This window comes from Thioclava sp. GXIMD4215 (assembly GCF_045291555.1).
In the GTDB taxonomy this organism is placed as follows: domain Bacteria; phylum Pseudomonadota; class Alphaproteobacteria; order Rhodobacterales; family Rhodobacteraceae; genus Thioclava; species Thioclava litoralis.
On record NZ_CP149516.1, the window covers coordinates 84,649 to 110,822 of the forward strand.

The window sequence follows — 26,174 nt, forward strand, 5'->3', positions numbered from 1 at the left end:
GGTCCAAACCAGCCAGAGGAGCACAGGAGAGATATGTCAAAGCGCGTTGCTGTCATCGGCGCGGGGCCCTCCGGCCTTGCCCAGCTCAGAGCCTTCCAGTCCGCCGCCGAAAAAGGGGCGCCCATCCCCGAGGTGGTCTGCTTTGAAAAGCAATCCAACTGGGGCGGGCTGTGGAACTATAGCTGGCGCACCGGCGTCGATGAATATGGCGAACCCGTGCATGGCTCGATGTATCGCTATCTCTGGTCCAACGGACCAAAGGAAGGGCTTGAATTCGCGGACTATTCTTTCGAAGAACATTTCGGAAAGCAAATTGCCTCCTATCCGCCTCGCGGCGTGCTGTTCGACTATATCGAAGGGCGCGTGCTCAAGGCCGATGTCCGCAAATGGATCCGGTTTTCCTCGGTTATCCGCTGGGTCTCTTTCGACCCCCAGAGCGGCCTTTTCACGCTGACCATTCATGACATGGTCAAGGATCATGTCTATCAGGAGGAATTCGACCATGTGATCGTGGCCTCCGGTCACTTCTGGTCACCGAATGTGCCGGAATATCCGGGGTTCGACAAATTCCACGGGCGCATCCTGCACGCCCATGATTTCCGTGACGCACGTGAATTCGCGGGCCAGAACGTGCTGGTGGTCGGGGCGTCCTATTCTGCCGAGGATATCGGATCGCAATGCTGGAAATATGGGGCCGCCAGCATCACAAGCTGCTATCGCTCGGCCCCGATGGGCTTTGACTGGCCGGAAAACTGGGAAGAGAAACAGGGGCTTGCGCATGTCGAAGGCAAGACCGCCCATTTCAGGGACGGCAGCAGCAAAGACATCGACGCAATCATCCTATGCACCGGATACCGGCATGTCTTCCCCTTCCTGCCCGATGATCTGCGCCTGAAAACCGCCAACCGTCTGGCCACCGCCGACCTGTATAAAGGCGTGGCCTATGTGCATAATCCGAAGCTGTTCTATCTGGGCATGCAGGACCAGTGGTTCACCTTCAACATGTTCGATGCGCAGGCATGGTTTGTACGTGATGTCATTCTGGGGCGCATCGACCTGCCCGATGACACGCAAAGCATGATGGCCGATGTGGCCGCGCGCGAGGCTGCGGAAGAGGCGTCGGATGACGTGAAATACGCCATCACCTATCAGGGCGACTATATCAAGGAACTCATCGCCGAAACCGACTATCCCAGCTTCGATGTGGACGGGGCCTGCGAGGCATTCTTCGAATGGAAGGCGCATAAGAAGAAAGACATCATGGGCTTTCGCAATAACAGCTACCGCTCCGTCATCACCGGCACGATGGCCCCTGTGCATCACACGCCGTGGAAAGACGCGCTGGATGACAGCATGCAGGCCTATCTGCAGAACTGAACCGGCTCCCCCCTTTTTGTCAGGACCTGCGCCATGACCCTGTTTTCCGACCTGCCCCTGTTCCGGCCCGGTGCGCCACTCCCGACACATGCGCGGCGCGTGGCGGCCCTTGGTCGCCCTCGGGGAACCGAGCATTACACGATCCCGGGGCGCGGGGCCTATCTGGTCCGGCTGGCCGAGGGGGACCAGATCACGCTCACCAATCTGGAAGGGGGACAGGCCGCGCTGCTTCTGGTCACCCATCCGGAGGGGCGCCCCGATGCAGGGCTGATCGGCGCAAGGGCCGATAGCCCGCTTGCCCCCCTACAGGCGCTTCTGCGCGCCGCAGGGAGCGGCATGGAGCGCCTCAGGCGCGGACTGGAACGGCGGAATATTCCCCTTGAAGGACAGGGGATTGGCCTTTTCGGTCAGAGCAGCCCCGCCGGCGACCAGGCCCGTTTTACCGCCCGTTCTGCGGGATGGCTGCTGCTGGCGGCCCCCGCCCCTGTCATGGATTTCGAGACCCAGAACACCGCCACACCCATCGGGCTTCTGCTGCACCGCGCGCATCCCGGGGCACAGCTGCGCCATGCCCTGCCCGACCCTCTGGCCGAACCGCTACAGGATCTGCGCATCGCCTCGGCCACGGCGCGCGCCTACCGGATCGCCAAGGGCGATTACATCCAGATCATTGATGTCGATGGCCGCCAATGCACCGATTTCCAGTGCTTCGACGCGCGCAAGCTTGACCGCGGACAGGCCCTGCCGCTGGATGTCACCACCACCCGCAGCCTGCAGGCTCTCGCCTATCCGATGCCGGGCCTGCATGGGAAATACTTCGATCAGGACATGACCCCGCTGGTGGAGGTCATTCAGGACACCTGTGGCCGTCATGACGCGTTCGCACTGGCCTGCTCGGCGAAATATTATGACGATCTGGGATATCCGGGGCATGTGAACTGCTCCGAGAATTTCAATGCCGCGCTGGCCCCTTACGACATTGCGGGGCGCGCAGGCTGGATGGCGGCCAATTTCTTCTTCAACACCGCCATTGACCAGCATGGTGTTCTGGTGGCGGACGAGCCGTGGTCACGTCCGGGAGATTATGTGCTGCTCCGGGCATTGACCGATCTGGTCTGTGTCTCTTCGGCCTGCCCCGATGACACCTCTGCCGCCAATGGCTGGGATTTGACCGATATCCATATGCGCAGCTATAGCGGAGCGGAGACCTTCTCCCGCGCGGCAGCCTGGCGCCCCACCCCGGAGGATGACCCTATCATGACGCGCGAAAGCGGGTTCCACGCCAGTTTTGCCCCCCTGACCCGCAATTTCACCGATTATCGTGGCTTCTGGCTGCCCGACAGCTTTACCCAGACCGATCCGGTTGAAAGCTATTGGGCCTGCCGCGAGAAAGCCGTGATCATGGACCTTTCCGCCCTGCGCAAATTCGAGGTCACGGGGCCGGATGCCAAGGCCCTGCTGAACTGGGTGCTGACCCGCGATGTGTCGAAACTCGGCAGCGGTCAGGTGGTCTATTCGGCAATGTGCTACCCGCATGGCGGCATGATCGACGATGGCACCCTGTTCCGGCTGGGGCCGCAGAATTTCCGCTGGATCGGCGGCAGCGATCTGGGCGGGACATGGATGCGGGAAGAGGCGGCGCGGCTGGGGCTGAACGTGATGATCCGCAGCTCCACCGACCAGCAGCATAACATCGCGGTGCAGGGGCCTGCCGCACGCGAGATCCTGAAAACCGTTCTCTGGACCGCGCCCCATCAGCCGGCCCTCACCGCGCTGGAATGGTTCCGCTTCACGGTGGGCCGCCTTGGCGGTCCGGACGGCGTTCCTCTTGTGGTCTCGCGCACGGGCTATACGGGCGAGCTGGGCTACGAGATCTTCTGCCACCCGCGTGACGCCAAACAGGTCTTCGAGGCGGTATGGGCGGCGGGCCAGCCTTGCGGACTGCGCCCGATGGGGCTGGCCGGGCTGGATCTGGTGCGCATCGAGGCGGGGCTGATCTTTGCAGGTTATGATTTCGACGACCAGACCGACCCGTTCGAGGCAGGGATCGGCTTCACCGTCCCGCTGAAGTCGAAAACCGCCGATTTTGTCGGGCGCGAGGCGCTGATCCGGCGCAAGCAGCATCCCGCCCGTGTCTTTGTCGGGCTGGAGATCGAGGGCGAGGAAGCGGTCTCGCATGGCGATTGCCTGCGTCTGGGACGGGCGCAGATTGGCGTTGTGTGCTCGGCCATGCATTCCCCGCGCAGCCATATGTCGATTGCGCTGGCACGGGTCGATGTGGCCCATTCGGCCAGCGGAACGCTCTTGGAGGTGGGCCAGCTTGACGGGCATCTGCGGCGCAGGCAGGCCAGAATAAGCCCCGTGGCGCATTATGACCCGAAGAAGGAGCGCCCGCGCAGCTAGGCTACCGCACATCCGCTTAATGCTGGACCTTGAGGCGCCCGCCGCCTATGAAAAAGGCAGGACGTCCCTTCGGGCCTCAAGGAACCAATTCGTGCCAGCCTCTGCACCACCTCCATCCGCTTTGCATCCGCTTCCGGGATCGACCGTGCAATATGTGATCGATACCCTGAGCAGCCGCATCGTCTCCGGCGAATATGCCAAGGACGAACGGCTGCCATCGGAACGGCAGATGGCGCAGGATCTGGGCGTTGCGCGCAATACCGTGCGCGAGGCGCTGGATTATCTGGAGACCCGCCTGATGATCCGGCGCAGGCAGGGATCGGGGTCCTTTGTGATCTATGATCCGGCTGGCACGCTACAGGCCCATTCGCCGGTTGCCGAGGAAACCGGCCCGCTCCATCTGCTGACCGTGCGGGGCGTGCTGGAGCCGGAAATCGTGCGTCTTGCGATTTTGTCCATGTCCCCCAAACAGATAACGGCGCTTTCAGAGATCGTCTCACAGATGGAAGCCATGAGCACCGATGCCACCGCCTTCATCCGGCTGGAAGAAGAGTTCCACCGGCAACTGGCTTTGGGCACCGGAAACCCGCTGCTGGTCGCCTGTTTCAATCTGGTGCTGGATGCGCGGCGTCAATCCTTCCGCGCGGCGATGTATAAACGCCATCTCACCCCCGCAAAGCTGGCCAGCTACCAGCGCGCCTATAACGGGCTTTTCAACGCGATCGCCGCCCGCGATATCGAAGAGGCAACCGAGTTCATGAAGCTTTCACTGGTCGAGGACCAGAAACTCCTGCTTCAGGAAAGCTGAACTGGTCCCTTCGTCAGAGCACCAATTTTACGCCTTTTCTCCCCGTCAGCGCCGCTGAACGGGGATTTTCTTTGCAATCCCCCTGCGACCGGCCCGACCCGTCCTTCCGGCGCTAAGGCACAAACCGCCAAGAAACTAGGCAGGAGGCAGGGGGCGAGCGATTAGATATGTGCCAAATACCGGATCTGTTTATTCCTGATGGGAATTAATGTTGCAATAAGGGCAATTTCTCACCGAGGCTAGACGAACAAAAAGAACCAATAAAGTCAGTTGGTCTGAACCACAAGAATCGCGCCTTCAGGACATCCAACAAGGAGACTCACTTGGAACAAGAGCTCGCTTCCCTGTCTGAACAGCTTGCCCAGCTCAAGGAAAGTGTCGCCGCCACCAATGGCACCTTCTCTGAGACCTTCTACTTTCTGACCATCCCGCTCATGGTGCTGATCCATGCCGGTTTTCTCGCCTATGAAATGGGGGCCTCGCGGTCCAAAAACGCGCTTTCTGCGGGGATCAAGAACATTCTCGCCTTCGCGATGATCGTCCCGTTCTTCTACTTTGTCGGCTGGTGGATCTATTGGGCCTTCCCCACCGGTCTGAGCGGATCGGAAGGGCCGATGGGCACTTCGGGCTTTGCCTATGCCAATGGCATCGCGCTGCCGTGGAGCGAATATATGGGCCCCAATCTCAGCGACCGGTCGTCGGGCGTGTTCTGGGGCGCCTTCGTGCTGTTTGCCGCCACCACCGCCTCGATCCTGTCGGGCGGCGTGATCGAGCGGATCAAACTGACGGGGTTCATCATCCTGTCGATCGTTCTGGGCGCCTTTGTCTGGATCTTGGCCGCCGCATGGGGCTGGCATGCCGATGGCTGGCTGGTGACCAAGTTCGGTTATCATGATTTCGGGGCCTCGGGCGTCGTCCATGCCATTGCCGGCTTCTTCACGCTGGGCGTGCTGATCAATCTCGGGCCGCGGATCGGCAAGTTCAATGCCGATGGCAGTGCCAACCATATCGCGGGGCATTCCATGCCGATGACGCTGGTCGGGCTAATGCTGATCATTGCAGGTTTCTGGGGCTTCCTGATGGGCTGCGTCATTGTTCCGGGCGAAAGCTGGAGCTGGTCGGGCACGATCGAGGCCAGCATCTACGGCACGCCGATGACGCTTTCGGGCATGACGTTCAACGTCCTGATGGGCTTTGCGGGCGGTATTATCGGGGCATGGATGATTACCCGTGATCCGTTCTGGATGATGTCGGGGGCGCTTGGCGGGATCATCTCCTGCGCGGCGGGGATCGACCTGTGGTATCCGCCTATGGCCTTTGCAATCGGCTTCATCGGCGCCTGCGCCATGCCCTTTGTGGCCTCGTTCATCGAACGGCGCGGCATTGACGATGCGGTGGGCGCGGTTGCGGTGCACGGCTTCCTCGGGCTTTGGGGCGTGATTGTCGTCGGCATCGCGGCCTCGGGCTATCCGGCCCTTTTCGGCGAGGATGTCATCCAGATCTCCTTCACCGGACAGTTGATCGGGGCAGCCGTCATGGCGGTGATGGGCTTCGTGCCGGGTTATGTCGTCTCGCTGGTCCTGAAACTGATGGGCGAGCTGCGTGTGCCGCGCGAGGCCGAGGAGCTTGGGCTCGATTTGGTCAAAGTGCCAGCCTCCGCCTATCCCGAAGCCATCCATCCCTCTGTCAGCCCCGCAGAATAATCTGCCCACTCAGGAGTTACATCTATGGAAGCACCTTTCAACGCCACCAGCTGGGACGGAGTGACCGGCGCGATCTATGCCGGATATGGCAGTGTCGAGGGCCTGTGGCTGATCGTCTGCCTGATCCTTGTGGTCATCGCGGTCATCGGCGGTTGGCGACATGAGGGCCATGCCTACAGGGCCGTGACCCACAAAAAATGATGATGGTGTCCGGACTACGTGTCCGGACCCTTTCCCTCACATCTTCCCTAACATCAGGACGAACACATGACCGCATCGTGGAGATTTTCCGCGCTGGCCGACCGTCATCGCGCGCTTGGCTCTCAGCTAGAAGACTGGAGCGGGATGGGCACCGCCTGGACCTATGACAAGGACCAGACCGAGGAGTACATGGCCCTCCGCACCAAAGCCGGTGTGATGGATGTTTCGGGGCTCAAGAAGGTCCATGTCATCGGGCCGCATGCCTCCCATATCATCAACCGTGCCGTCACCCGCGAGATCGAGGCGCTCAAACCCGGACGGTCCACCTATGCGACCATGCTCAACGAGCAGGGCAAGTTCATTGATGACTGCGTGGTCTATCGCACCGGCCCGCATGCGTTCATGGTGGTGCATGGCTCGGGCCTCGGCTTCGAGGCGCTCACGATGGCGGCCTATGGGCGCAATGCCGCCGTGCTGTTTGACGATGATCTGCACGACATCTCGCTGCAGGGGCCCTTGGCGGTGGACTATCTGGAGGCACATGTGCCGGGCCTTCGCGATGTGGCCTATTTCAGCCATATCCAGACCACACTGTTCGGCAAACCGGTCATGCTGTCACGCACCGGCTATACCGGCGAACGCGGCTACGAGATTTTCTGTCGCAGGCAGGATGCCTGTCTGATCTGGGACACCATCGTGGCCGAAGGGGCCGCAATAGGGATCATCCCGACGCGTTTTACCACACTCGATCTGCTGCGCGCCGAAAGCCAGCTGCTGTTCTTTCCCTATGACAATTCGGAAATGTATCCGTTTGAAGAGGACCCCTGCGGTGACACGCTATGGGAGCTGGGGCTGGACTTCACCGTCTCCAAGGGCAAGACCGGCTTTCGCGGTGCCGAAGAGCATTACCGCCTGAAGGGCAAGGAACGGTTCAGGATCTATGGCGTGAAGCTCGAAGGCACGCAGCCCGCGGTCGAAGGGGCCCCCTTGCTGAAAGACGGCAAGAAGGTGGGGGTTGTGACCATTTCGATGCATTCGCCGCTGAACAACCATACGGTGGGCATGGCGCGGATGCCGGTGGACTGCGCCGTGCCGGGCACGCCGCTCGTCGTGCAGAACCCGACCGGCGAGATCCGCGCGGTGGCCGCCGAGATGCCTTTCCACGATCCGCAGAAACTGCGCCGCACAGCCAAAGGCTAGGGCCCGCCCCACCACGACCCGCCCCGCGCGCGTGAGCGCCGCATGACGTGACATGCTTCCAGAAGAAGGTCTTTCATGGCAACCGTATTCACCCCCTCCATCGCCACCCGCCCGACCTACGGGACATTGCAGCCGCCCTGCGGTGCTCCGCTTCTTTGTGTGGCGGATGGCGCGGGTGGGGCTGCCCTTCTGGCCCTGTCCGAGCATATGCCCGGCTGTCTCGAACAGGCGCATATCCTCTTCATACCGCAAGACAGCCCCGATGGCCCGAAACTTGCCGCCCTGCCCTGCCGCAGCTATGGCGAGGCACCCGATCTGGCCGCCGCCCTGCCACGGCTGGACCGGCTTCTGGCACAGGCAAGCATCGCCACCCGCCTGTGCCTTGCGGGCAGCGAAGGGCTGATCGGCAGGGTCAGCGCCCGCGCGCTTGGCGCGGGCATCGCCGCCGAGATGATCCAGACCGAGCATCGCGGCCATATCGCACGGGCGGTGCAATGCGTGCATTGCAAAGGGGTCACCGAAGATGTGCTGACTGACCCGTTCATATGCGCCCATTGCGGTCTGGCGCTGTTCGTACGCGACCATTTCTCGCGCCGACTGGGCGTGTTTCAGGGCGTCTGTGTCGATGCCGAAACCCCCGGCCAGAGGCCGGACCCGCAGGAGATCCGTCCATGACCGCCCTACCGCTGACCGTCACACGGGTGCAGGCCCTGACGCCGCAGGTCAAACTCTTCCGTTTCGAGGCCGCAACCCCGCTGCCGCTTTTCTCGGGCGGCGCCCATATCGTGGTCGAGATGCCCGATGGCGACGTGCTGCGGCGCAACTCCTATTCGCTGATTTCCGACCCGCATGACCCTTCGGGCTACGAGATCGCGGTCCGGCTGGACCCGCAAGGGCGGGGCGGCTCGCGGTTCCTGCACGAGAAAGTGCGCGAGGGAGACCGCCTTCGGGTGTCGATGCCCGCAAACCTCTTTGCCATCGATCCGCGCGCCAAACGCCATCTGCTGATCGCGGGAGGCATCGGCATCACGCCGTTTCTGGCGCAGATCCGGCAGCTTGACCGGCTCAATCTGGATTGGGCGCTGCATTATGCCGCCCCCTCGCGCAAGGAGGCCGCAGCACTGGGCCTGCTGCCCCGATCCTCCCGCATCTCGCTGCATTTCTCGGACGAGGGCAACCGCATGGATCTGGCCACGTTACTGGACGGGCAACCCGCCGGAACCCATGTGTTCTGCTGTGGGCCGGAGGGGTTGATCACGGCAGTGGAGGCCACGGCGGCACGTCTGGGATGGCCGCAGTCGCATCTGCATTCCGAAGCCTTTGCTGCCCCGCCACCGGGGGCTGCTTTCTCGGTCACGCTGGGGCGTTCGGGCAGGACATTGACCGTCGGGCCGCATCAGAGCCTGCTTGAGGCGATCGAGGCGGCGGATGTGCCCATTGACTGGTCCTGCCGTGGCGGGGCCTGCGGTCGCTGCGAAACGGCGGTGCGCGCGTGCCACGGGCGCATCCTGCACCATGATCACTGGCTCAGCGAAGACGAACGCGCCGCACAGACCAAGATCATGCCCTGCATGTCGCGCTTTCTCGGCGAAGACCTCACCCTCGATCTGTAAGGACATCCCATGACTTTGCGCTTCAATGACGAGACTTTCCGTGGCGATTACACCTTCTACAACTCGCCACAGGCCATCCGCCGTTTTCCCTTCCCCTTCGACCAAGACAGCTACATGTATTCGGTCAATATCGAACAGCATCCGGGCGGCCCGACCGGCACGCCCTTCGAGTTTGCCTTCGATGTCGATGAACATTACGTCTCCGAGATGCGGGACCGCGAGATCACTCTGGCGCAGGACCCGCTGCGCTGCCAGTCGCTGCCACATATGGAGCTGGCCGGTTGGGATCTGCTGGAATGCATCATGCAGGCCAAGGCGCGCGACTATCCCGAGCTGTTCACGCTCAATCGTGACGGAGACCGCTGGCACTGGATCAACCGCCCTCTCGGCATCGAGCAGCGCTTTACCTTTCTGGAGGCCGCGACCCTGCCCTATGGCCCGATGGAATATATTACCCGTCAGGCCCAAGGCGATTTCGCGCTGCTGCATGAACGCGAGGGCAATCTGTGGATGGATGCCGGTATGATCACCAGTCAGGCCGATTGGTCGCTGGATTTCGATATCGGCATGAACTTCTTCGAATGGCACGCCCCCGTACCGAAAGCTGGAGAGATGGGGGTGTTTACCAAGGCGCTGAAATTCCTGCTGGCGGTGCAGCAGGGCCAGAGCTATCGCCGCCTCAACTGGACCATGACGGTCAATCCACGCCTTGACACCAGCCCCGAAAACTATCCGCATTGGGGACCGGAGAAACGCACACTCACCGCCGAGAATGTCGGGCGCAAACAGTTTCTGCGGGTCGAATTGCAATCCTTCCTCCGCCTGCCGCGCTCGAATGCGCTGGTATTCCCGATCCGTTGCTATCTGCTGAGCCTCGAAGATATCTGCACCCAGCCCAAATGGGCCCGCCGCCTGCACCGCGTGCTGCGCGATCTCGATCCGGCGCTGGCCGAGTATAAAGGCTTTGCCGTGAATCGCGATCTGATCGTAGACTATCTGGCGCGCTTCGATGACGGGGCCGAGACCTCGGCGGGGATCTTCCCCGACACGCTCCCTGTCCCTCCAACCCCTTCGTAAAGGAGCCCAATGGCCTGGTTCATTCTGTTTTGCGCAGGCATCCTTGAAACCGTCTGGGCGTTCTATATGAAAAAATCCGACGGTTTCACCCTGCTTGTTCCCAGCATCATCACCGTCCTCACCATGATCGCAAGTTTCGCCTTGCTGGCGGTGGCGATGAAATCCCTGCCTCTGGGCACGGCCTATGCCGTCTGGACGGGTATCGGCACCGCAGGGGCCGTGGTGGCGGGGATAGCGTTTCTGGGCGAACAGGCCACAGCCGCACGGCTGGTCGCCGTGGCCAGCATCCTCTTTGGCATCGTGCTGCTGAAGCTTTGCGACGGAAAATAGGCGCCGGGTGTCCGGTCCTTGCCCTTGGTCCCTCCCTTAGGCCCCGAAGCGCCGACCGGCAGACAGGCCCTTGCGCGGGCGCGTCAAATCGGGACAGATAGCGCAGCGCAGAGGCGTTGCGCGCAGGCGGCAGGCGATGGCATTCACACTCAAACAACTGCGGTATTTTATTGCTGTGGCCGAAACCGGCACCGTATCGGGGGCGGCGCAGGCGCTGGCGATCTCGCAATCGGCGGTGACCGAAGCCATCCGCGAACTGGAAACCGATCTGGGCGTGGCGCTGTTCACCCGCCATCCGCGCGGGCTGGACATCACCCATAAAGGGCACCAGTTCCTGCGCCATGCCACCGGCATCCTGGCCGGTGTCTCCGATGCCCGTCACGCCCTGACACAGGAAAGCGAGGCCCTGACCGGCACGTTGCATATCGGTGTGACCTCGCTGGTGGCAGGCTATGTGCTGTCAGATATTCTGGCCCGCTTCCGCCGCGCCAATCCGCAGGTCGAGGTGACCGCCCTTGAAGATAGCGGCGACTATCTCGAACATCTTCTGGTCGGCGGCGAGCTGGATGTGGCGGTTATGGTGGCTTCCAATATGCGCGACCGGATGGCGCTGCATACCGAAATCATCGACACATCTCCCTATCAGCTATGGCTGCCCAACGGCCACGAGCTGACCACGCGCCCCTCGGTCTCTATCGAGGATCTCACCGATGCCCCGATGATCATGCTGAAAATCGACGAGATCGAAGAGGCCACGCGCAAGCTGCTTTCGGCCTTCGGGGCCCGCCCGCGGGTTGCCTTCCGCACCCGCTCGGTCGAGGCGGTCCGCTCGCTTGTGGCCACGGGGGCGGGAATCGCGCTGCTGCCCGAAATGGTCTACCGGCGCTGGTCGCTTGAGGGGGACCGCATCGTGTCGCGCGATGTGTCCGGAAGCCTACCAGTTGTGCAGGTTGGAACTGTCTGGCGCAAAGGTGCCCCGCTGAGCCGCGTCACAAGAGAATTTATTCTGACGGCACAAGCCCATAAAAACATGAAGTAATTCTTCGGTATCGGCATTTCCGATACCTGAAACCTGATAATTGAATTTGTGAAAGCAAAAGGAGTTTCACAGGGTTGTGTGCAAGGGAGCCGTGACTCCCGCTGCAACAGGGAAAGCCATGATGAAACCGATTTTAAGCGCCTGTGTCTCGGGCCTTGCATTGCTTGCCGCAAGCTCCGTTCCGCTACAGGCGGCGGATATGCTGACCACGCTCGGACCGGGCGAAGGGACCGTCTCGATTGTCGCATGGCCGGGCTATATCGAGCGCGGCGAGACCGATCCGGACTATGACTGGGTGACCAAATTCGAACAGAGCACGAATTGCAAGGTCGAGATCAAGACGGCCAATACCTCGGACGAGATGGTGGCCCTGATGAACGAGGGCGGCTTCGATCTGGTGACCGCGTCGGGCGATGCCTCGCTGCGGCTGATTGCGGGCGGACGTGTGCAGCCGATCAATACCGACCTCATTCCCAGCTGGGCGCGCGTGGATGACCGCCTGAAAGACGCGCCGTGGCATACGGTCAAGGGCGTACATTACGGCACCCCCTTCATGTGGGGGCCGAATGTCCTGATGTATAATACCGAGACCTTCCCCGACGCGCCCAAAAGCTGGGAGGTGGTCTTCAAGGCCATGACCTTGCCCGATGGCAAGGCCAATACAGGGCGGGTGCAGGCCTATGACGGGCCGATCTATATTGCCGATGCCGCGCTATATCTGATGGCCCACCAGCCCGAACTGGGCATCACCAGCCCCTACGAGCTGAACGAGGACCAATATGCCGCAGCCCTTGATCTGCTGCGTGGCCAGCGCAAACTCGTGTCGCGCTACTGGCATGATGCCTTCATCCAGATCGACGATTTCAAGAACGAGGGGGTCGTCGCATCGTCGTCCTGGCCGTTCATGGTCAACCTGCTGAAAGCCGACGGGGTGCCGGTCGCGTCGGTGATCCCCGAGGAAGGGGCGACCGGCTGGGCCGATACGCTGATGCTGCATTCCGAGGCCAAGCATCCAAATTGCGCCTATGCCTTCATGGAGCATTCGCTCAATTCCAACCTCCAGTCCGATCTGTCGGTATGGTTCGGGGCCGTCCCTTCGGTGCCCTCGGCCTGCACCGACGGCTCCGGCAAACAGACCGCAGAGGGCTGCTCGGCCAATGGTCTGGACGATTTCGACCGGATCCGGTTCTGGCAAACGCCGGTATCCAGCTGTGAAAGTCAGGGCAATTGCGTGCCCTATTACCGCTGGGTCTCTGACTATATCGGTGTGATCGGCGGCCGCTGATCACATCAGATTTGCCCGAACCCCTCTCCCCTGTGGGTTCGGGCATCCCTGCCTGAAAGACCAAACATGACAGATGCTGTAACCTTCCGGGGCGTGTCACGCCATTTCGGACCCGTCAAGGCCGTGGACGAGGTCGACCTGTCGATCCGCGACGGAGAATTTTTCGCCATGCTGGGGCCGTCCGGCTCTGGCAAGACCACCTGCCTGCGGCTGATTGCCGGTTTCGAGCAACCCACCGCAGGCCATATCGCAATTTTCGGCGAACGCGCCGAGGGCGTGCCGCCCTATCTGCGCAACGTCAATACCGTTTTCCAGAATTACGCGCTCTTCCCGCATATGAATGTGCGCGACAATGTAGCCTTCGGGCTGCGCGTCAAAGGGATCGGCAAGGCCGAGCGTCACCGTGCTGCCGAGGAGGCGCTGGAGCTGGTCGAGCTGGGCGGCTATGGCCAGCGCCGCGCGGGCGCGCTGTCTGGTGGACAGCGCCAGCGCGTGGCATTGGCCCGTGCCTTGGTCAACAAACCCCGTGTGGTCCTGCTGGACGAGCCGCTGGGCGCGCTGGACCTGAAGCTGCGCGAGCAGATGCAGGAAGAGCTTCGCAAATTGCAACGCGCGCTCGGACTGACCTTCGTATTCGTCACCCATGATCAGGACGAGGCGCTTTCGATGGCGGATCGGGTGGCGGTGTTTGCTCATGGCAAAATCCAGCAGGTCGGCAGCGCGGAAGAGATCTACCGCCGCCCCAATACCCGTTTCGTGGCGGATTTCGTCGGCTCTTCCAACGTGCTTCCGGCCGATCTGGCAGGAGGCGGATCGGCGGGACAATGGGCGTCGTTGCGGCCCGAGGATATCGTGCTTGATCCGGCAGGGCGTGCGGCCACGGTGCGCGGGCGGTTCTTCCACGGGCGCGTCACCAAACTGGTGCTGGATCTGAACGGCCAGAGCCTGACCGCGCTGGTTCCCGCCCGCGAGGATGCGCCGCAGATCGGCGAAACCACCGCGATCTCGTGGGACCCTGCGCGGGTGCATATCATGGAGCGCGACGGATGAGCGCGCCCCTGTCGCAAGCCGCGATCTTCCGCCCGCGCTCCGGCCTTCCGGCACGGCTGATCGACTGGATCATCCGCCATCCGAGAATGTTCGTCTTTCTGATGGTGCTGCCCATCACGCTCTGGCTGGGCATCGTCTATATCGGCGCGCTTCTTGCCTTACTGCTGCAGAGCTTTTTTGCGATCGACGAGTTTTCCGGCGTCATCGTGCATGAGTTCACTCTGAAGACCTATGGCGAGCTTCTGCGCCCCTATAATCTTGACATCATCCTGCGCACGGTCTGCATGGCCGCCGCCGTCACGCTGGCGGCAGCCGTTCTGGCCTTTCCCATCGCCTATTTTGCCGCCCGCTACGCCAAGGGCAAATGGAAGGCGCTGTTTTACATCGGGGTCATGCTGCCGCTCTGGTCCAGCTATCTGGTCAAAGTCTATGCGTGGAAACTGGTGCTGGCCAAGGAAGGCATCCTGAACTGGGTCTTTGCCAAACTGCATCTGACATGGCTTCTCGAGGCTGTGCTGGCGATCCCCGTCATCGGGGGCAACTCGCTCTCGGTCAGCTATCTGGGCACCTTCCTTGTCTTTCTCTATATCTGGCTACCCTATATGATCATTCCGGTACAGGCCGCCTTGGAACGTGTCTCGCAAGACCTGACCGAAGCGGCAGCAGATCTGGGGGCCACCCCAAGACAGAGCTTCCGGCTGGTCCTGTTTCCGCTGGCTTTGCCGGGGGTGGTCGCAGGATCCATCTTCACCTTTTCGCTGACACTCGGCGATTACATCGTTCCGCAGATCGTCGGTAACTCGCGCCTGTTCATCGGTCAGGCCGTCTATACCCAGCAGGGCACCGCCGGAAATATCCCGCTCGCGGCGGCGTTCACTGTGGTGCCGATCGTGATCATGGGAATCTACCTGTGGGGCGCGCGCAAAATGGGAGCTTTCGATGCACTCTGAGATCCGTTCGCCAACCAGCCTGAAACTGGCCGCATTCGGGGGCCTCTTCTTCCTGCTGGCCCCGATTGCCCTAATCTTCCTCTACGCCTTCTCGACGGAGGAAAAGAGCTTCCAGTGGCCCCCGCCCGGCTTTACCACCAAATGGATCGGCGTGACCTTGGGACGTGCGGATGTGTGGGAGGCAATGGGGCTTTCGGTCAAGGTGGCCGCAATCTCGACGGTTCTGGCACTGATCCTTGGCACATTGACCGCCGCAGCCGTTGCCAGATCGCGGTTCTTCGGGCGCGAGACGATCTCGCTTCTGGTCATCCTGCCCATCGCCCTGCCGGGGATCATCACGGGGATCTCGTTGCGTTCGGCCTTCTCGTTGCTGGATATCCCGTTCAGCACATGGACCATCGTGCTGGGGCATGCGACCTTCTGTATCGTGATCGTTTATAACAATGCCGTCGCCCGTTTCCGGCGGCTGTCGGGATCGCTGATCGATGCGGCGATGGATCTGGGCGCAGACGGGGCGCAAACCTTCCGGTTGGTGATCCTGCCCAATATCGCAACCGCCCTTCTGGCGGGCGGCATGCTGGCCTTCGCGCTGAGTTTCGACGAGGTCATCGTGACCACCTTCACCGCGGGCAACCAGACAACCTTGCCGATCTGGATGCTGGAAGAGCTTGTAAGACCGCGTCAGCGCCCCGTGACCAATGTGGTGGCGATGGTGGTGGTGCTGGTCACCGTGCTTCCCATCCTTGCCGCCTATTACCTGACAAAAGACGGCGAACATACCGCCGGTTCCGAGAAATAACTGGGAGATTTTCATGGATAAGCAGATGCTGATCGGCGCCCGCCTTGTGGCTGGCACCGAAACCGAAGAGCAGATCCTCAATCCGCGCACGGGCGAGGTGATCACCACCCTGCCGGAAGCCTCGCTGCAACAGGTCGAAGAGGCCGTCAGCGCCGCCGAAACCGCCTTTGCGGGCTGGTCGCGCACCACACCGGCAGAACGTTCGGGCTACCTGCTGAAAATTGCCGAACGCATCGAGGCCGAGGCCGAAACGCTGGCCGGTCTGGAAGCCCTGAATTGCGGCAAGCCCGGCCCGCTGGCACTGAATGACGAGCTGCCCGCCATCATCGACTGTTTCCGCTTTTTTGCAGGGGCGGTGCGCTGCATGACGGGGCCTGTGGCGGGCGAGTATCTTGCAGGGCACACCTCCATGATCCGCCGCGATCCCATCGGCATCGTGGCCTCGATCGCGCCGTGGAACTATCCGCTGATGATGATGGCGTGGAAAATCGCCCCTGCGATCGGCGCGGGCAATACGGTGGTGTTCAAACCCTCGGAACAAACGCCGCTGACGGCTTTGGCGATGGCCAGGATCTTCGCGGACATCCTGCCCGAAGGGGTGGTGAATATCATTCTCGGGCGTGGCGAAACGGTTGGCTCGGCGCTGATCAACCATCCGAAAGTGGCGATGATCTCGATTACAGGCGATATCGCCACAGGCCGCAAAATTCTGGAAGCCGCCAACAAGACCATCAAACGCACCCATCTGGAGCTGGGCGGCAAGGCTCCGGTGATTGTCTTCGACGACGCCGATATCGAGGCGACGGTCGCGGGGCTGCGGGCGTTCAGCTTCTATAATGCCGGTCAGGATTGCACCGCCGCCTGCCGCATCTATGTCCAGCGCGGGATCTATGACCGTTTCGTGGCCGACCTGACCCAGACCGTCGCGGAGATCCCCTTCGGCCATGAAGATGACAGCCGCAACGAGATCGGCCCGCTGATTTCCCTGCGCCAGCGCGACCGTGTCGCCAGCTTCGTGGCCCGCGCCCGCGAGGCCAACCATATCGAGATCACCGCTGGCGGCGACATTCCCGAGGGTCCGGGGTTTTACTACAAACCCACCGTCGTCGCAGGTGCCTTGCAGACCGACGAGATCGTGCGCCGCGAGGTGTTCGGCCCTGTCGTGTCGGTCACGCCCTTCGATGCGCCCGAAGAGGCGGTCGGCTGGGCCAATGACAGCGATTACGGGCTGGCCTCTTCCGTCTGGACGAAAGATATCTCCAAGGGCATGCAGGTGGCCTCCCGCCTGCAATATGGCTGCACTTGGGTGAACACCCATTTCATGCTGACCAACGAGATGCCGCATGGCGGGATGAAACAGTCGGGCTATGGCAAGGATATGTCGTCCTATGCTCTGGAAGACTATTCCACCGTGCGCCATGTGATGATCGCCCATTAAACCCGTTTCGCCGGCGATCCGGCCCAGCCCCCCGCCCGTCGCAAGACAGGCGGGGGGCTTCTGCTTTCCTCCACCCCGCGGCGCCGCGCTTGCTCTCGCAAAATCCGCCCCGATGATCGCCTTTTCGAAAATTCATAAGATTTTTTACAAAAACCATGGAACAGATTTATTGCTTAACCGTTGGGCATGCAGTGAACAAACGGAGGAAAACATTATGAAATTTCTGACCACCACCGCCGTCGCACTGGCTCTGGCTACTGGCGCAGCTTATGCAGAAGACACCAATGCGAATGCCACCGCAGACACCGCGGCACCCGCCAAAATGGCCACCCAAGCCACGGCGAATGGTCTCGATATGTCGGATTCGACCAATCTGATCCGTGCGCGCGACATCACCGGTGGCGACATTTACACCATCGCGAAAGACAGTGGCAAAACCTGGGACACGATGGACTGGAACGCCGTGTCTTCGGATTGGAATGGCGACGGTTTTGACGATATCGGCGAGATCGAGGACATCGTCCTGTCGCCCGAGGGCAAGATGGTCGGTGTGGTGGCAGAAGTCGGTGGCTTCCTCGATATCGGTGACAAACATGTGGTCATTCCGGTTGATGCAACCCATCTGGTCCCAATCGATGACGGTAAATATGTGGTTGTGACCTCGCAGACCGAGGATCAGCTGAAAGACGCGAAAGATGTTGACGAAGGCTTCTGGAACTAATCAGAGCCGCGATCAAACTCTGAAGGGGCCGGTCTTCCGGCCCCTTTGTCTATGGCACATATTTCCGTGCCCAGCAGATCTCGGCCAACGAGATCCCCACCAGGGACACCCCCGCCAGCACAAAGAGCCACGCCCCGCAAAGATCGAACAGCAGCGCCCCGAGAATACCGCCCGACGCGAAGGCCGCAAGCGTCACACTATGCAGGCGCAGCTTGGGCAGGGCATCGCCGCGTAACGGCTTTGGCCCGATCAGCGCGGCCAATTCGATGCCGATATCGGTTGCCATGCCCGAGACATGGGTGGTGCGCACTTTCGAACGCGAGATCATCGTGGTGACCGCGTTCTGCCCCCCCATGACGACGCTTAAACCGACAAGCGCTGCCGCCGACCCCGCGCCACCACACAGTAGGCCCGCCCCCAATACCAGCACCACAAGCCCTTCCACACCGATGGCCAGCGCATAGACCATGCGCATCCGGCGGCGCTCGCCCAGATTGACCATCACCGCCGCCGCGAAGGCACCCGCGATAAAGGCGATCACAAGCCCCGCAAGTGAAAGCCCGACCCCCACCCGTCCATCGGCCAGATCATCCGCCATCATCGAGACATTGCCCGTCATATTCGCGGTGAAGGTGCCCAGGATCAGGAAACCCACGGCATTCAATCCGCCCGCGATCGAGGACAGGAACCCGGCCAGTACAATATTGAGAGTATCGGTCCTCTCGTCACCCACACGAATGAGCATAGCGCCCCCGTTCAAAACATGGACCATCCGCAAAGCCTTGGGGCAGCTCCTGTGGCGCAGGCTGCCCCCCTGCCCGAGACTTTCCGCCACGGTTTGCAACTTTATACGACGGATCGACCGGATACGACTTGTTATATATCGCAGGCTGCGAATATTCAGATTCCGCGCCTGATGACACCGACAAGAGCCGAGCGATGCCAGACAGACAAGTGGATTTTTTCATAGCCGGCACCCAGAAGGGCGGCACGACAGCATTGCGGGCGAAGCTGCTCAAGCACCCCGATCTGGCCTTTTCCAAACAGAAAGAGATCCATTTTTTCGACCGTGAGGATATCGACTGGCAGGCCCCGCCCTATGACGATCTGCATGCCCATTTCGATCTCCGCCAGCCCAAACTGTTCGGGGAAGCCACGCCGATCTATCTCTACTGGCCCGAGGCGATCAAGCGCATCCATCGCTATAATCCCGAGGCCCGTCTCATTTTCATTTTGCGCCACCCCACCTATCGCGCGCTCTCGGCATGGAAAATGGAGCGCGCCCGCGCTCAGGAAACCTATTCCTTCAGCCGCGCCGTATCGCTGATCGGACGATGCCGCGTCAGGTTCGCCAAAGGCGGTGTGCATCGCGTTTTCTCTTATGTGGAGCGGTCCTGTTATGCCCCGCAGATCCGGCGGCTGCTGATGGTTTTTCCGCGCGAGCAACTGCTATTTCTGACCACCGACCAACTCTGGACAGATGAGCAAGACACGCTGCGGCGCGTCTGTGCTTTCCTCGGGATCGACACCTCTTACGGTGATACCCTGCCCGCGCAAAAGAAATACATCGTGCCGGTGGATGCGCGTCATGTGCCCATGCAGGATGCCGCGACAATCACCAAGCTCAACAAACGGTTCCGACGCGACATCATCCGCACGGCGGACCTCACAGGGCTGGACCTCTCGGGATGGCTGGAAAGCGGTTACACCGATCCGATGCATGACCGCTAAGGCCTCATAGAACGCTTTCACCCGTTCAGTGAGGTCGCGCCCCAAGGGTCTGACCGCCGGAGCATTCCCCCCCAAAGCATGCCCAACACTGTCACCAAAGCTGACAGCACCGCCTTGGCGGCAGGTGCAGAATATCGGCTGGCCAATCGCAAACCGCTTGCCAACCTCATATTTGTTTCCTAAAAATACAAATATGAGGTTGGAATCGCTATTAGGGAGAGAGCGATTATGCGACGTCTTGAAGATCACGAAACGCCCCGGACCAGCAGTCATATGCCGACGCCGCGCATCGTGGCAGCCGACAAGGCCATGACGGACCGCAGGCATGCGGGCCGGTTGACAGAGGATCTGCCGCCAGAAAATCGCAGCCTCGGCAGACAACCGGCGGGGCCCGTATATTTCAAACGAAAACGCGCGATTTATAGGCCCGCAGGCGCGCACTATACCACGGCACAGCAAACCAGAAACGTCACGCAGGCCTTGCGCGCTGGCATCCGACCATAACCCTGTGACAGCCAGCCGCTCACACAACAAGCCTTTCGCATGACCGGACAGACTGCGGGAAACCAAGCCGGAGATATGCGGATGTCTCAACGGGCAATCACCCCCGACGCATCCGGTAGGCAGCGGCCCGAAAACCGCTTTTCGACACGCGATCCTGCAATAAAACCGAATATTAGCATCTAAATGCAACAAATATACAGATGGAGGAGCACGCACAAGCTCCTGATCCCGCATCAAGGCCCGTCACGCCTCTCGATGCGCGTCTGTATCGGACACGGAGATCGACCAGACCTGTCACGCCTTGGAGGAGGCGACCTGTCGGAGGAGAGCGCCGCATAGCAGATGGCGCAAATGGAGGAGGAGATTGCAATGGTGGGTTCACAAGCCGCCCTACTTTCGGCGCAAGACGTCGCGAAGAGTTTTGGTCATGTCACCGCGCTGCGCAACGGAGCGATCCAGCTTCGCGCGGGCACGGTAAACGCGCTCTGCGGCGGCAATGGTGCGGGGAAATCAACCTTTCTCAACATCCTGACGGGGCAGTTGCGCCGCGACACGGGACAGATCCATGTGGGCGGGAAACCGGTGGATTTCCATGCGCCCTCCGAGGCGCTGGAGGCCGGAATTGCCATCATCACACAGGAACTCAGCCCCTTTCAGGACATGACCGTCGCCGAGAACCTCTATCTCGGTCGCGAGCCGCGCCGCGCGGGTCTCTTGGTGGATGATCGGCGCATGATCGAGGATGCAGAGGCGCTGATGACACGTCTCCGGTTCGACATTCCGCCAACCGCCCGACTGCGTGATCTGTCGGTCGCACAGGCCCAACTTGTCGAAATCGCCAAAGCGATCAGCCGCCGCAGCAAGATCCTGATCATGGACGAGCCGACCTCGGCCATTGGCGAGCGCGAAACCCAGATGCTGTTCGACGCGATCAGAGGGCTGACGACAGATGGCGTCGGCATTATCTACGTATCCCACAGGCTGACAGAAATCTTCGAGATTTCCGATGATTACACCGTCTTCCGTGATGGGACTTTTGTCGAAAGCGGTGCCATAGCCGATATCGACCGGCAGGCGCTGATACGCCATATCGTCGGGCGCGACCTGCTGGAGCATCGTCGTAGCCCGCGCGATTCCGACACTTCTCCCGCTCTGCTGGATGCCAAAAACATGAGTTCTGCGGGAAAATTCGAAGACATCAGCCTTCAGGTCCATCCGGGCGAGATCGTGGGCATCTATGGCCTGCTTGGCTCGGGACGGTCGGAATTTGTCAATGCGCTTTATGGAACCGAACCGCGTGACACGGGCGAGGTCTGTGTCGGTGGCATACCCATTGCCGCAAACGCGCCCGCGCGGTCTATCGCGGCAGGGATCTCGCTTGTCACCGAAGACCGCAAACAGACAGGTCTTTCCCTGACAGCGTCGGTTGCCCATAACATCACCGTCGCCAACCTTGACGCATATGCGAAAGCCGGAGTCATGGATGAGGCGCGCGAGACGCAGAGCGTCAAGGCGCATATGGCGCGTTTTTCCATCAAAGCCGCCTCGCCTGAAATCCCCGTACAGTTCCTGAGCGGCGGCAACCAGCAAAAGGTGGTTCTTGCGCGCTGTCTTGAAACAGACCCACGTATCCTGATCTGCGACGAACCCACCCGAGGCGTGGATGAAGGGGCCAAGCGCGAGATCTATGCGTTTCTCGACGCGTTCGTGAAGGCGGGAAAATGCGTCCTGATGATCTCGTCCGAAATTCCCGAGATTCTGGCCAATGCCGACCGGATCGTTGTTTTTCGCAAGGGCCGGATCGCCGGAGAGGTGCGGGCACAGGACGCCACGCAGGAAACCCTCGTCCATCTGGCCTCGTGAGCTGACCTAATCTCTAGGAGGAGAAGATCATGAGGATGTCACAAAGTCCAACGCAGACCGTCAGTCTGGGCAGCATTCTGACCCGTTACGGGATTGTACTCTCGTTCATCATACTGCTCGTCACCTTGGCGATCATTTCGCCAAACTTCCTTTCGCCAAACAATCTTTTCAATGTCTTGCGTCAGGTCTCGATCAACGGGGTGCTCGCGGTCGGTATGACATTCGTCATCCTGACCGCGGGTATCGACCTCTCGATCGGGGCGATCTTGGCTCTCAGCGGCGCGGTGGCCGCCAGCCTGGTGACAGGAAGCGCCCCCATAAACCCCGTCCTCGCAGTTCTTGCGGGCACCGCGACCGGCATGGCCTGCGGTGCACTCAATGGCGTGCTCATCGCCCGTTTCGCGGTTCCGGCTTTTGTGGTGACACTCGGGATGCTGAGCGTCGCGCGTGGTGCGACACTGCTTTATAGTGGCGGACGCCCCGTCGCCAATCTCAGCGGAGAGTTCCGCTGGCTAGGGCAAGGCGTGGTTGCCGGCATTCCGGTGCCGGTCATCCTTTTCGCGATCGTCTTTGCCATCGCGGCTTTCGTACTGCGATATACGGTCTACGGACGCCGGATCTATGCGGTCGGGGGCAACCCCAAAAGCGCGCGAACCAGCGGCATCAATCCGGCGCGTATCGTATTTTCCGTCTATGTGATCATGGGCGCGCTTGCCGGTCTTGCGGGGGTCATGCTGACCGCGCGCACGACGGCGGCCCTGCCCCAAGCCGGTCTGGGATACGAGCTGGACGCCATCGCAGCCGTCGTCATCGGCGGCACCAGCCTGACCGGAGGGGTTGGCCGGATTGGCTATACATTGATCGGTGTCCTGATGATCGGGGTGATCAGCAACGGCCTCGATCTGCTGGGGGTGTCGTCCTACTACCAGCAAATCATCAAGGGCTCGATCATTATTCTCTCCGTCATGATCGACCGGTCACGGTCCCGCCATAGCTGAGAGCGGCCCCGATCTTGCATCTTACCAAGGAGCGCGGCCACGGCCGCAAGGGAGGAGGAAAATCCCATGAAAATGAACAAACGCCAGCTTCTGGCATCAGGCGTCGGGCTACTGGCGATGGGCGCGATGGGGGGTCGGGTCATGGCCCAGACCAAACCGCTGCGGATTGCCGCCATCGTCCAGAGCCTGAACACGGAATATAACGTGCTCTGGGCGGATGCGGCCAAGGCGCATCCCGCCTTCAAGGCAGGTCAGGCCGAACTGACGATCCTCGACGGGCGGCAGGACATGCTGACACAATCGAACCTCTTCGATACCGTGATCACCGAAAAATACGATGCCATCATCTTCATTCCGGTGGATATCGATGCGGGCAATGATCCGATCGAGCGCGCCAAGGCGGCAGGTATTCCTGTTTTCGGCTCGAACACCGTCGTGTCGAATACGTCCCTTTATGATGCCTACATCAATTCGAACGATGTCGAGGCGGGAGAGCTGCTCGCGAAGGCGATCATCGCGCGGGCAGGCCCCGAGGCGAAAGTGGTCATACTGGAAGGCATGATCGGACAATCGGCACAGGTCCAGCGCCTTCAGGGGATCCAGAATGTTCTGGCCGCAAACCCCGGTGTGACGGTCATCGGGCAGAATTCCGCGAATTGGTCGCGCGCCGAGGCGATCACCCTTATGGAAAACCTGCTGACATCGCATGGCAGTGATATCCAAGGGGTGCTGGCCGAAAATGACGAGATGGCTGTCGGGGCGATCGAAGCCATCCGCAGCTATGGCCTTGATCCCCAAAGCCTGCCGGTCGCCGGGGTCGACGGGATTCATGATGCGCTTCAGGCGGTGAAGAACGGCGATCAGGCAATGTCGATCCTGCAAGACGCGCATGGTCAGGCGCAGGGCGCGGTGGATCTTGCGCTGCGCAAGCTGTCAGGCGCCTCCTACACCCCCGCGGCGAAGGTGTGGGATGTCAATGGCGGCAGCCTTGCGTGGGAAGACGGCACCAGCCAGCACTACTATGTCCCCTGGCTGCCCGTCACCCGCGAGAATGTCGACACAGTGCTGGCAGAGTAACCCCCTTCGCACCTCAAGGATGCACCGGCCCCTACGGGCGGAGCATCTTCACATCCCTCAAGATGCGGCGCCCCTGTGCGCCGCATCTCACCCCCTTCCCGCGACGGGGCGCCTTCTGTCGTTTTCGAATGCCCCAGAATGCGCGGCCAAGGCTGCCTCTGACATGGCCGCATAAGGCCGGATTCTTCGCGCTTCCCGCCCATCCCTGTTTCGGAACGAAGAACGCCCCCATCGCATTCGCCCTCCGCACCTGCCGCTTTTCCAATCAGCCCGGCGGCCCTCCGCCGCGTCTCAGCGCCTTTCCTTTTCGCTCCTAGGGGCGGCAGATGGGGCGCAATAATGATGATAATTTAGGCGTCTCCCGCCCCGCCTTGCAAAACCACAGGCTACGGGCCTCTTTCGGTTGCCTCCCGGCTCCAGTCGTCCTCTGTGGTATACAAGATTGGACAACAAGGTGATCGACCAGCGTGCCGACGGGAATAGAAACCACAATCCTGACCGCTATCATCGAGGGGCGCCTGCCCCCCGGAAGCCGCCTTTCCGAAAACGAGCTGGCCGAAGCTTTTGCCGTTTCGCGCACCAAAATCCGTGAAGCTCTGCAACGTCTGGAAGCGCGCCACATCATCGCCTCCCGCCCGCGCAAGGGGTGGTTTGTCAATATTCCCGACGCGGAGGAGGCCGCGCAGGTCTTTGCGGCGCGGCGCTGTCTGGAATATGGCTATCTCGACACGGCCCCCAGCTTCACCCCCGAACAACTGGCTCCCATCCGCGCCCATATCGCCGAGGAACGCCAAGCCATCGCCGCAGACGACAAGGCACAACTGACCTATCTGATGGGCGATTTCCATGTCCGCATCATCGCGCAATCCGGCAACGAGGCGCTGACCGAAATCATGCGTGACCTGACGGCCCGTACCATCCTGATCTCGCTGCGTTACCAGTCCTCGCAAAATGCGCTGGCCAGCCATGATGACCATGTCGCCATCCATGACGCCCTTTGTGCGGGCCGGATGAAAGACGCCGCCCGTCTGTCCTTCGAGCATCTCGAAGATGTCGAGAAGGGGCTGGCCATCGACATCGCGCCCACGCCGCTGGCGGCGCTCCGCTCTACCCTACGTCTCGATGCCGGAGACGATGGGAACAATCAACCAATCGGCATCCTCCAATAGGGAACCCAAAGTTATGATTACCAGACGCCTCCTACTGGCCGTTACCGCCTGCCTGACACTGGCCACCGCCCCGCAACTTGCCAGCGCCGACGGGCTTGCCGATATTGAAAAAGCCGGAACGCTGCGCGTGGCCGTGCCGCAGGATTTCCCGCCCTTCGGGTCGGTCGGGCTGGATATGAAACCGGCGGGCTATGATATCGATATGGCCGCGCTGATCGCCCAGAAGCTGGGCGTCAAACTGGAGTTGGTGCCGGTCACCTCGGCCAACCGTATCCCCTATCTCCAGACCGGCAAGGTCGATCTGGTGATCTCCTCCATGGGCAAAAACGCCGAGCGCGAGGCCGTGATCGATTTCTCGACCGCCTATGCCCCGTTCTATAACGGTGTCTTTGCCCCTGCCGATCTGGCGATTGCCTCTGCCGATGATCTTTCGGGCAAGGTCGTCGGCGTCACCCGTGGTGCCATCGAGGATCTCGAGCTGTCGAAGATCGCGCCCCCGGAGGCCACGATCAAGCGCTACGAGGACAATAACGGCACAATCTCGGCCTTCCTGTCGGGACAGGTCGACGCCATTGCCACCGGCAATGTCGTGGCTGCTGCTATTCTGGAGCGCAATCCGCCGAAAAAGCCCGAGATGAAGTTCCTCATCAAGAATTCGCCCTGCTATATCGGCCTGAACAAGAACGAGCCTGCGCTTCTGGCCAAGGTCGATGATATCATCGCCGCCGCCAAGACAGACGGCTCGCTGAACGCGATCAGCGAGAAATGGCTGGGCATGGATCTGCCTGCCGATCTGTAACGCACAGACCGCCCCTCCGCGCGCCTCTTGCGCGGAGGC

General features: G+C 61.1%; 24 protein-coding genes. 23 read left to right on the forward strand and 1 reads right to left on the reverse strand.

Annotated features, from left to right (window positions below; translation table 11 throughout):
• The first annotated feature begins 33 nt into the window (after positions 1-33).
• From WDB86_RS14910 to WDB86_RS14990, 17 genes are all read left to right on the forward strand, one after another.
• Positions 34-1,377: an NAD(P)/FAD-dependent oxidoreductase gene (locus WDB86_RS14910; RefSeq protein ID WP_341485856.1), complete on the forward strand. Its 1,344-nt coding sequence runs from the start codon at positions 34-36 to the stop codon at positions 1,375-1,377.
• 33 nt (positions 1,378-1,410) lie between these two features.
• Complete coding sequence (locus WDB86_RS14915) at positions 1,411-3,780, forward strand: DUF1989 domain-containing protein (RefSeq protein ID WP_341485857.1); 2,370 nt, start codon at positions 1,411-1,413, stop codon at positions 3,778-3,780.
• A 91-nt stretch (positions 3,781-3,871) separates the two neighbouring features.
• A complete protein-coding gene (locus tag WDB86_RS14920) occupies positions 3,872-4,588 on the forward strand; it encodes an FCD domain-containing protein (RefSeq protein ID WP_330646900.1) in 717 nt (238 codons plus the stop codon).
• A gap of 323 nt (positions 4,589-4,911) precedes the next feature.
• Positions 4,912-6,291 carry an ammonium transporter gene (locus WDB86_RS14925; RefSeq protein WP_330646899.1) on the forward strand — a complete coding sequence of 460 codons (1,380 nt, stop codon included), beginning with the start codon at positions 4,912-4,914 and terminating at the stop codon, positions 6,289-6,291.
• Positions 6,292-6,315: 24 nt separating this feature from the next.
• A complete protein-coding gene (locus WDB86_RS14930; RefSeq protein ID WP_330646897.1) occupies positions 6,316-6,492 on the forward strand; it encodes a hypothetical protein in 177 nt (58 codons plus the stop codon).
• A gap of 66 nt (positions 6,493-6,558) precedes the next feature.
• Positions 6,559-7,692 (forward strand): aminomethyltransferase family protein, encoded by a 1,134-nt coding sequence (locus WDB86_RS14935; RefSeq protein WP_341485858.1) that lies wholly within the window; start codon positions 6,559-6,561, stop codon positions 7,690-7,692.
• 75 nt (positions 7,693-7,767) lie between these two features.
• Positions 7,768-8,367, forward strand: a complete 600-nt coding sequence (locus WDB86_RS14940) for a dimethylamine monooxygenase subunit DmmA family protein (protein ID WP_330646894.1) — start codon at positions 7,768-7,770, stop codon at positions 8,365-8,367.
• Positions 8,364-9,305 carry a PDR/VanB family oxidoreductase gene (locus tag WDB86_RS14945; RefSeq protein WP_330646892.1) on the forward strand — a complete coding sequence of 314 codons (942 nt, stop codon included), beginning with the start codon at positions 8,364-8,366 and terminating at the stop codon, positions 9,303-9,305. The genes WDB86_RS14940 and WDB86_RS14945 overlap by 4 nt, the downstream gene beginning before the upstream one ends.
• Positions 9,306-9,314: 9 nt before the next feature.
• Positions 9,315-10,382, forward strand: a complete 1,068-nt coding sequence (locus WDB86_RS14950; RefSeq protein ID WP_330646891.1) for a DUF3445 domain-containing protein — start codon at positions 9,315-9,317, stop codon at positions 10,380-10,382.
• Positions 10,383-10,391: 9 nt separating this feature from the next.
• Positions 10,392-10,712, forward strand: coding sequence for a multidrug efflux SMR transporter (locus WDB86_RS14955; protein WP_341485859.1), 321 nt, complete (start codon positions 10,392-10,394; stop codon positions 10,710-10,712).
• Positions 10,713-10,848: 136 nt separating this feature from the next.
• Positions 10,849-11,751, forward strand: a complete 903-nt coding sequence (locus WDB86_RS14960; protein WP_330646889.1) for a LysR family transcriptional regulator — start codon at positions 10,849-10,851, stop codon at positions 11,749-11,751.
• 121 nt (positions 11,752-11,872) lie between these two features.
• The gene (locus tag WDB86_RS14965; RefSeq protein ID WP_341485925.1) at positions 11,873-13,036 is read left to right on the forward strand and encodes an ABC transporter substrate-binding protein; all 1,164 of its coding nucleotides are present in this window, start codon (positions 11,873-11,875) and stop codon (positions 13,034-13,036) included.
• Positions 13,037-13,102: 66 nt separating this feature from the next.
• Positions 13,103-14,086 carry an ABC transporter ATP-binding protein gene (locus tag WDB86_RS14970; protein WP_341485860.1) on the forward strand — a complete coding sequence of 328 codons (984 nt, stop codon included), beginning with the start codon at positions 13,103-13,105 and terminating at the stop codon, positions 14,084-14,086.
• Entirely contained in the window at positions 14,083-15,036 is a 954-nt protein-coding gene (locus WDB86_RS14975) for an ABC transporter permease (RefSeq protein ID WP_341485861.1), read from the forward strand. Before WDB86_RS14970 ends, WDB86_RS14975 begins: the two co-directional genes overlap by 4 nt.
• Positions 15,026-15,835: an ABC transporter permease gene (locus tag WDB86_RS14980; protein ID WP_330646886.1), complete on the forward strand. Its 810-nt coding sequence runs from the start codon at positions 15,026-15,028 to the stop codon at positions 15,833-15,835. The genes WDB86_RS14975 and WDB86_RS14980 overlap by 11 nt, the downstream gene beginning before the upstream one ends.
• Positions 15,836-15,848: 13 nt before the next feature.
• A complete protein-coding gene (locus tag WDB86_RS14985) occupies positions 15,849-17,273 on the forward strand; it encodes a gamma-aminobutyraldehyde dehydrogenase (protein WP_330646885.1) in 1,425 nt (474 codons plus the stop codon).
• A 214-nt stretch (positions 17,274-17,487) separates the two neighbouring features.
• Positions 17,488-17,994, forward strand: a complete 507-nt coding sequence (locus tag WDB86_RS14990) for a PRC-barrel domain-containing protein (RefSeq protein ID WP_330646884.1) — start codon at positions 17,488-17,490, stop codon at positions 17,992-17,994.
• A 49-nt stretch (positions 17,995-18,043) separates the two neighbouring features.
• Here the strand turns inward: WDB86_RS14990 and WDB86_RS14995 are convergent, their stop codons facing one another.
• Positions 18,044-18,739, reverse strand: coding sequence for a YoaK family protein (locus WDB86_RS14995; protein ID WP_341485862.1), 696 nt, complete (start codon positions 18,737-18,739; stop codon positions 18,044-18,046).
• 194 nt (positions 18,740-18,933) lie between these two features.
• Here WDB86_RS14995 and WDB86_RS15000 point away from each other — a divergent pair, with 194 nt between their 5' ends.
• The 6 genes from WDB86_RS15000 (at position 18,934) to WDB86_RS15025 (ending at position 26,135) form a co-directional block, all read left to right on the forward strand.
• Positions 18,934-19,725, forward strand: coding sequence for a sulfotransferase (locus WDB86_RS15000; protein ID WP_341485863.1), 792 nt, complete (start codon positions 18,934-18,936; stop codon positions 19,723-19,725).
• Positions 19,726-20,598: 873 nt separating this feature from the next.
• Positions 20,599-22,092: a sugar ABC transporter ATP-binding protein gene (locus WDB86_RS15005; RefSeq protein WP_341485864.1), complete on the forward strand. Its 1,494-nt coding sequence runs from the start codon at positions 20,599-20,601 to the stop codon at positions 22,090-22,092.
• Between the two features lie 29 nt (positions 22,093-22,121).
• Positions 22,122-23,090: an ABC transporter permease subunit gene (locus tag WDB86_RS15010; protein WP_341485865.1), complete on the forward strand. Its 969-nt coding sequence runs from the start codon at positions 22,122-22,124 to the stop codon at positions 23,088-23,090.
• Positions 23,091-23,156: 66 nt separating this feature from the next.
• Complete coding sequence (locus tag WDB86_RS15015; protein ID WP_330646879.1) at positions 23,157-24,167, forward strand: substrate-binding domain-containing protein; 1,011 nt, start codon at positions 23,157-23,159, stop codon at positions 24,165-24,167.
• Positions 24,168-24,634: 467 nt separating this feature from the next.
• Positions 24,635-25,336 (forward strand): GntR family transcriptional regulator, encoded by a 702-nt coding sequence (locus tag WDB86_RS15020; protein WP_341485866.1) that lies wholly within the window; start codon positions 24,635-24,637, stop codon positions 25,334-25,336.
• A gap of 13 nt (positions 25,337-25,349) precedes the next feature.
• Positions 25,350-26,135, forward strand: coding sequence for a transporter substrate-binding domain-containing protein (locus WDB86_RS15025; protein WP_330646877.1), 786 nt, complete (start codon positions 25,350-25,352; stop codon positions 26,133-26,135).
• The last annotated feature ends 39 nt before the right edge of the window (positions 26,136-26,174 follow it).

Coding starts and splice junctions, on each gene's coding strand:
- WDB86_RS14910 (WP_341485856.1), top strand. CDS start 34: ATGTCAAAGCGCGTTGCTGTCATCGGCGCGGGGCCCTCCGGCCTTGCC.
- WDB86_RS14915 (WP_341485857.1), top strand. CDS start 1,411: ATGACCCTGTTTTCCGACCTGCCCCTGTTCCGGCCCGGTGCGCCACTC.
- WDB86_RS14930 (WP_330646897.1), top strand. CDS start 6,316: ATGGAAGCACCTTTCAACGCCACCAGCTGGGACGGAGTGACCGGCGCG.
- WDB86_RS14935 (WP_341485858.1), top strand. CDS start 6,559: ATGACCGCATCGTGGAGATTTTCCGCGCTGGCCGACCGTCATCGCGCG.
- WDB86_RS14940 (WP_330646894.1), top strand. CDS start 7,768: ATGGCAACCGTATTCACCCCCTCCATCGCCACCCGCCCGACCTACGGG.
- WDB86_RS14945 (WP_330646892.1), top strand. CDS start 8,364: ATGACCGCCCTACCGCTGACCGTCACACGGGTGCAGGCCCTGACGCCG.
- WDB86_RS14950 (WP_330646891.1), top strand. CDS start 9,315: ATGACTTTGCGCTTCAATGACGAGACTTTCCGTGGCGATTACACCTTC.
- WDB86_RS14955 (WP_341485859.1), top strand. CDS start 10,392: ATGGCCTGGTTCATTCTGTTTTGCGCAGGCATCCTTGAAACCGTCTGG.
- WDB86_RS14960 (WP_330646889.1), top strand. CDS start 10,849: ATGGCATTCACACTCAAACAACTGCGGTATTTTATTGCTGTGGCCGAA.
- WDB86_RS14965 (WP_341485925.1), top strand. CDS start 11,873: ATGAAACCGATTTTAAGCGCCTGTGTCTCGGGCCTTGCATTGCTTGCC.
- WDB86_RS14970 (WP_341485860.1), top strand. CDS start 13,103: ATGACAGATGCTGTAACCTTCCGGGGCGTGTCACGCCATTTCGGACCC.
- WDB86_RS14975 (WP_341485861.1), top strand. CDS start 14,083: ATGAGCGCGCCCCTGTCGCAAGCCGCGATCTTCCGCCCGCGCTCCGGC.
- WDB86_RS14980 (WP_330646886.1), top strand. CDS start 15,026: ATGCACTCTGAGATCCGTTCGCCAACCAGCCTGAAACTGGCCGCATTC.
- WDB86_RS14985 (WP_330646885.1), top strand. CDS start 15,849: ATGGATAAGCAGATGCTGATCGGCGCCCGCCTTGTGGCTGGCACCGAA.
- WDB86_RS14990 (WP_330646884.1), top strand. CDS start 17,488: ATGAAATTTCTGACCACCACCGCCGTCGCACTGGCTCTGGCTACTGGC.
- WDB86_RS14995 (WP_341485862.1), bottom strand. CDS start 18,739: ATGCTCATTCGTGTGGGTGACGAGAGGACCGATACTCTCAATATTGTA.
- WDB86_RS15000 (WP_341485863.1), top strand. CDS start 18,934: ATGCCAGACAGACAAGTGGATTTTTTCATAGCCGGCACCCAGAAGGGC.
- WDB86_RS15005 (WP_341485864.1), top strand. CDS start 20,599: ATGGTGGGTTCACAAGCCGCCCTACTTTCGGCGCAAGACGTCGCGAAG.
- WDB86_RS15010 (WP_341485865.1), top strand. CDS start 22,122: ATGAGGATGTCACAAAGTCCAACGCAGACCGTCAGTCTGGGCAGCATT.
- WDB86_RS15015 (WP_330646879.1), top strand. CDS start 23,157: ATGAAAATGAACAAACGCCAGCTTCTGGCATCAGGCGTCGGGCTACTG.
- WDB86_RS15025 (WP_330646877.1), top strand. CDS start 25,350: ATGATTACCAGACGCCTCCTACTGGCCGTTACCGCCTGCCTGACACTG.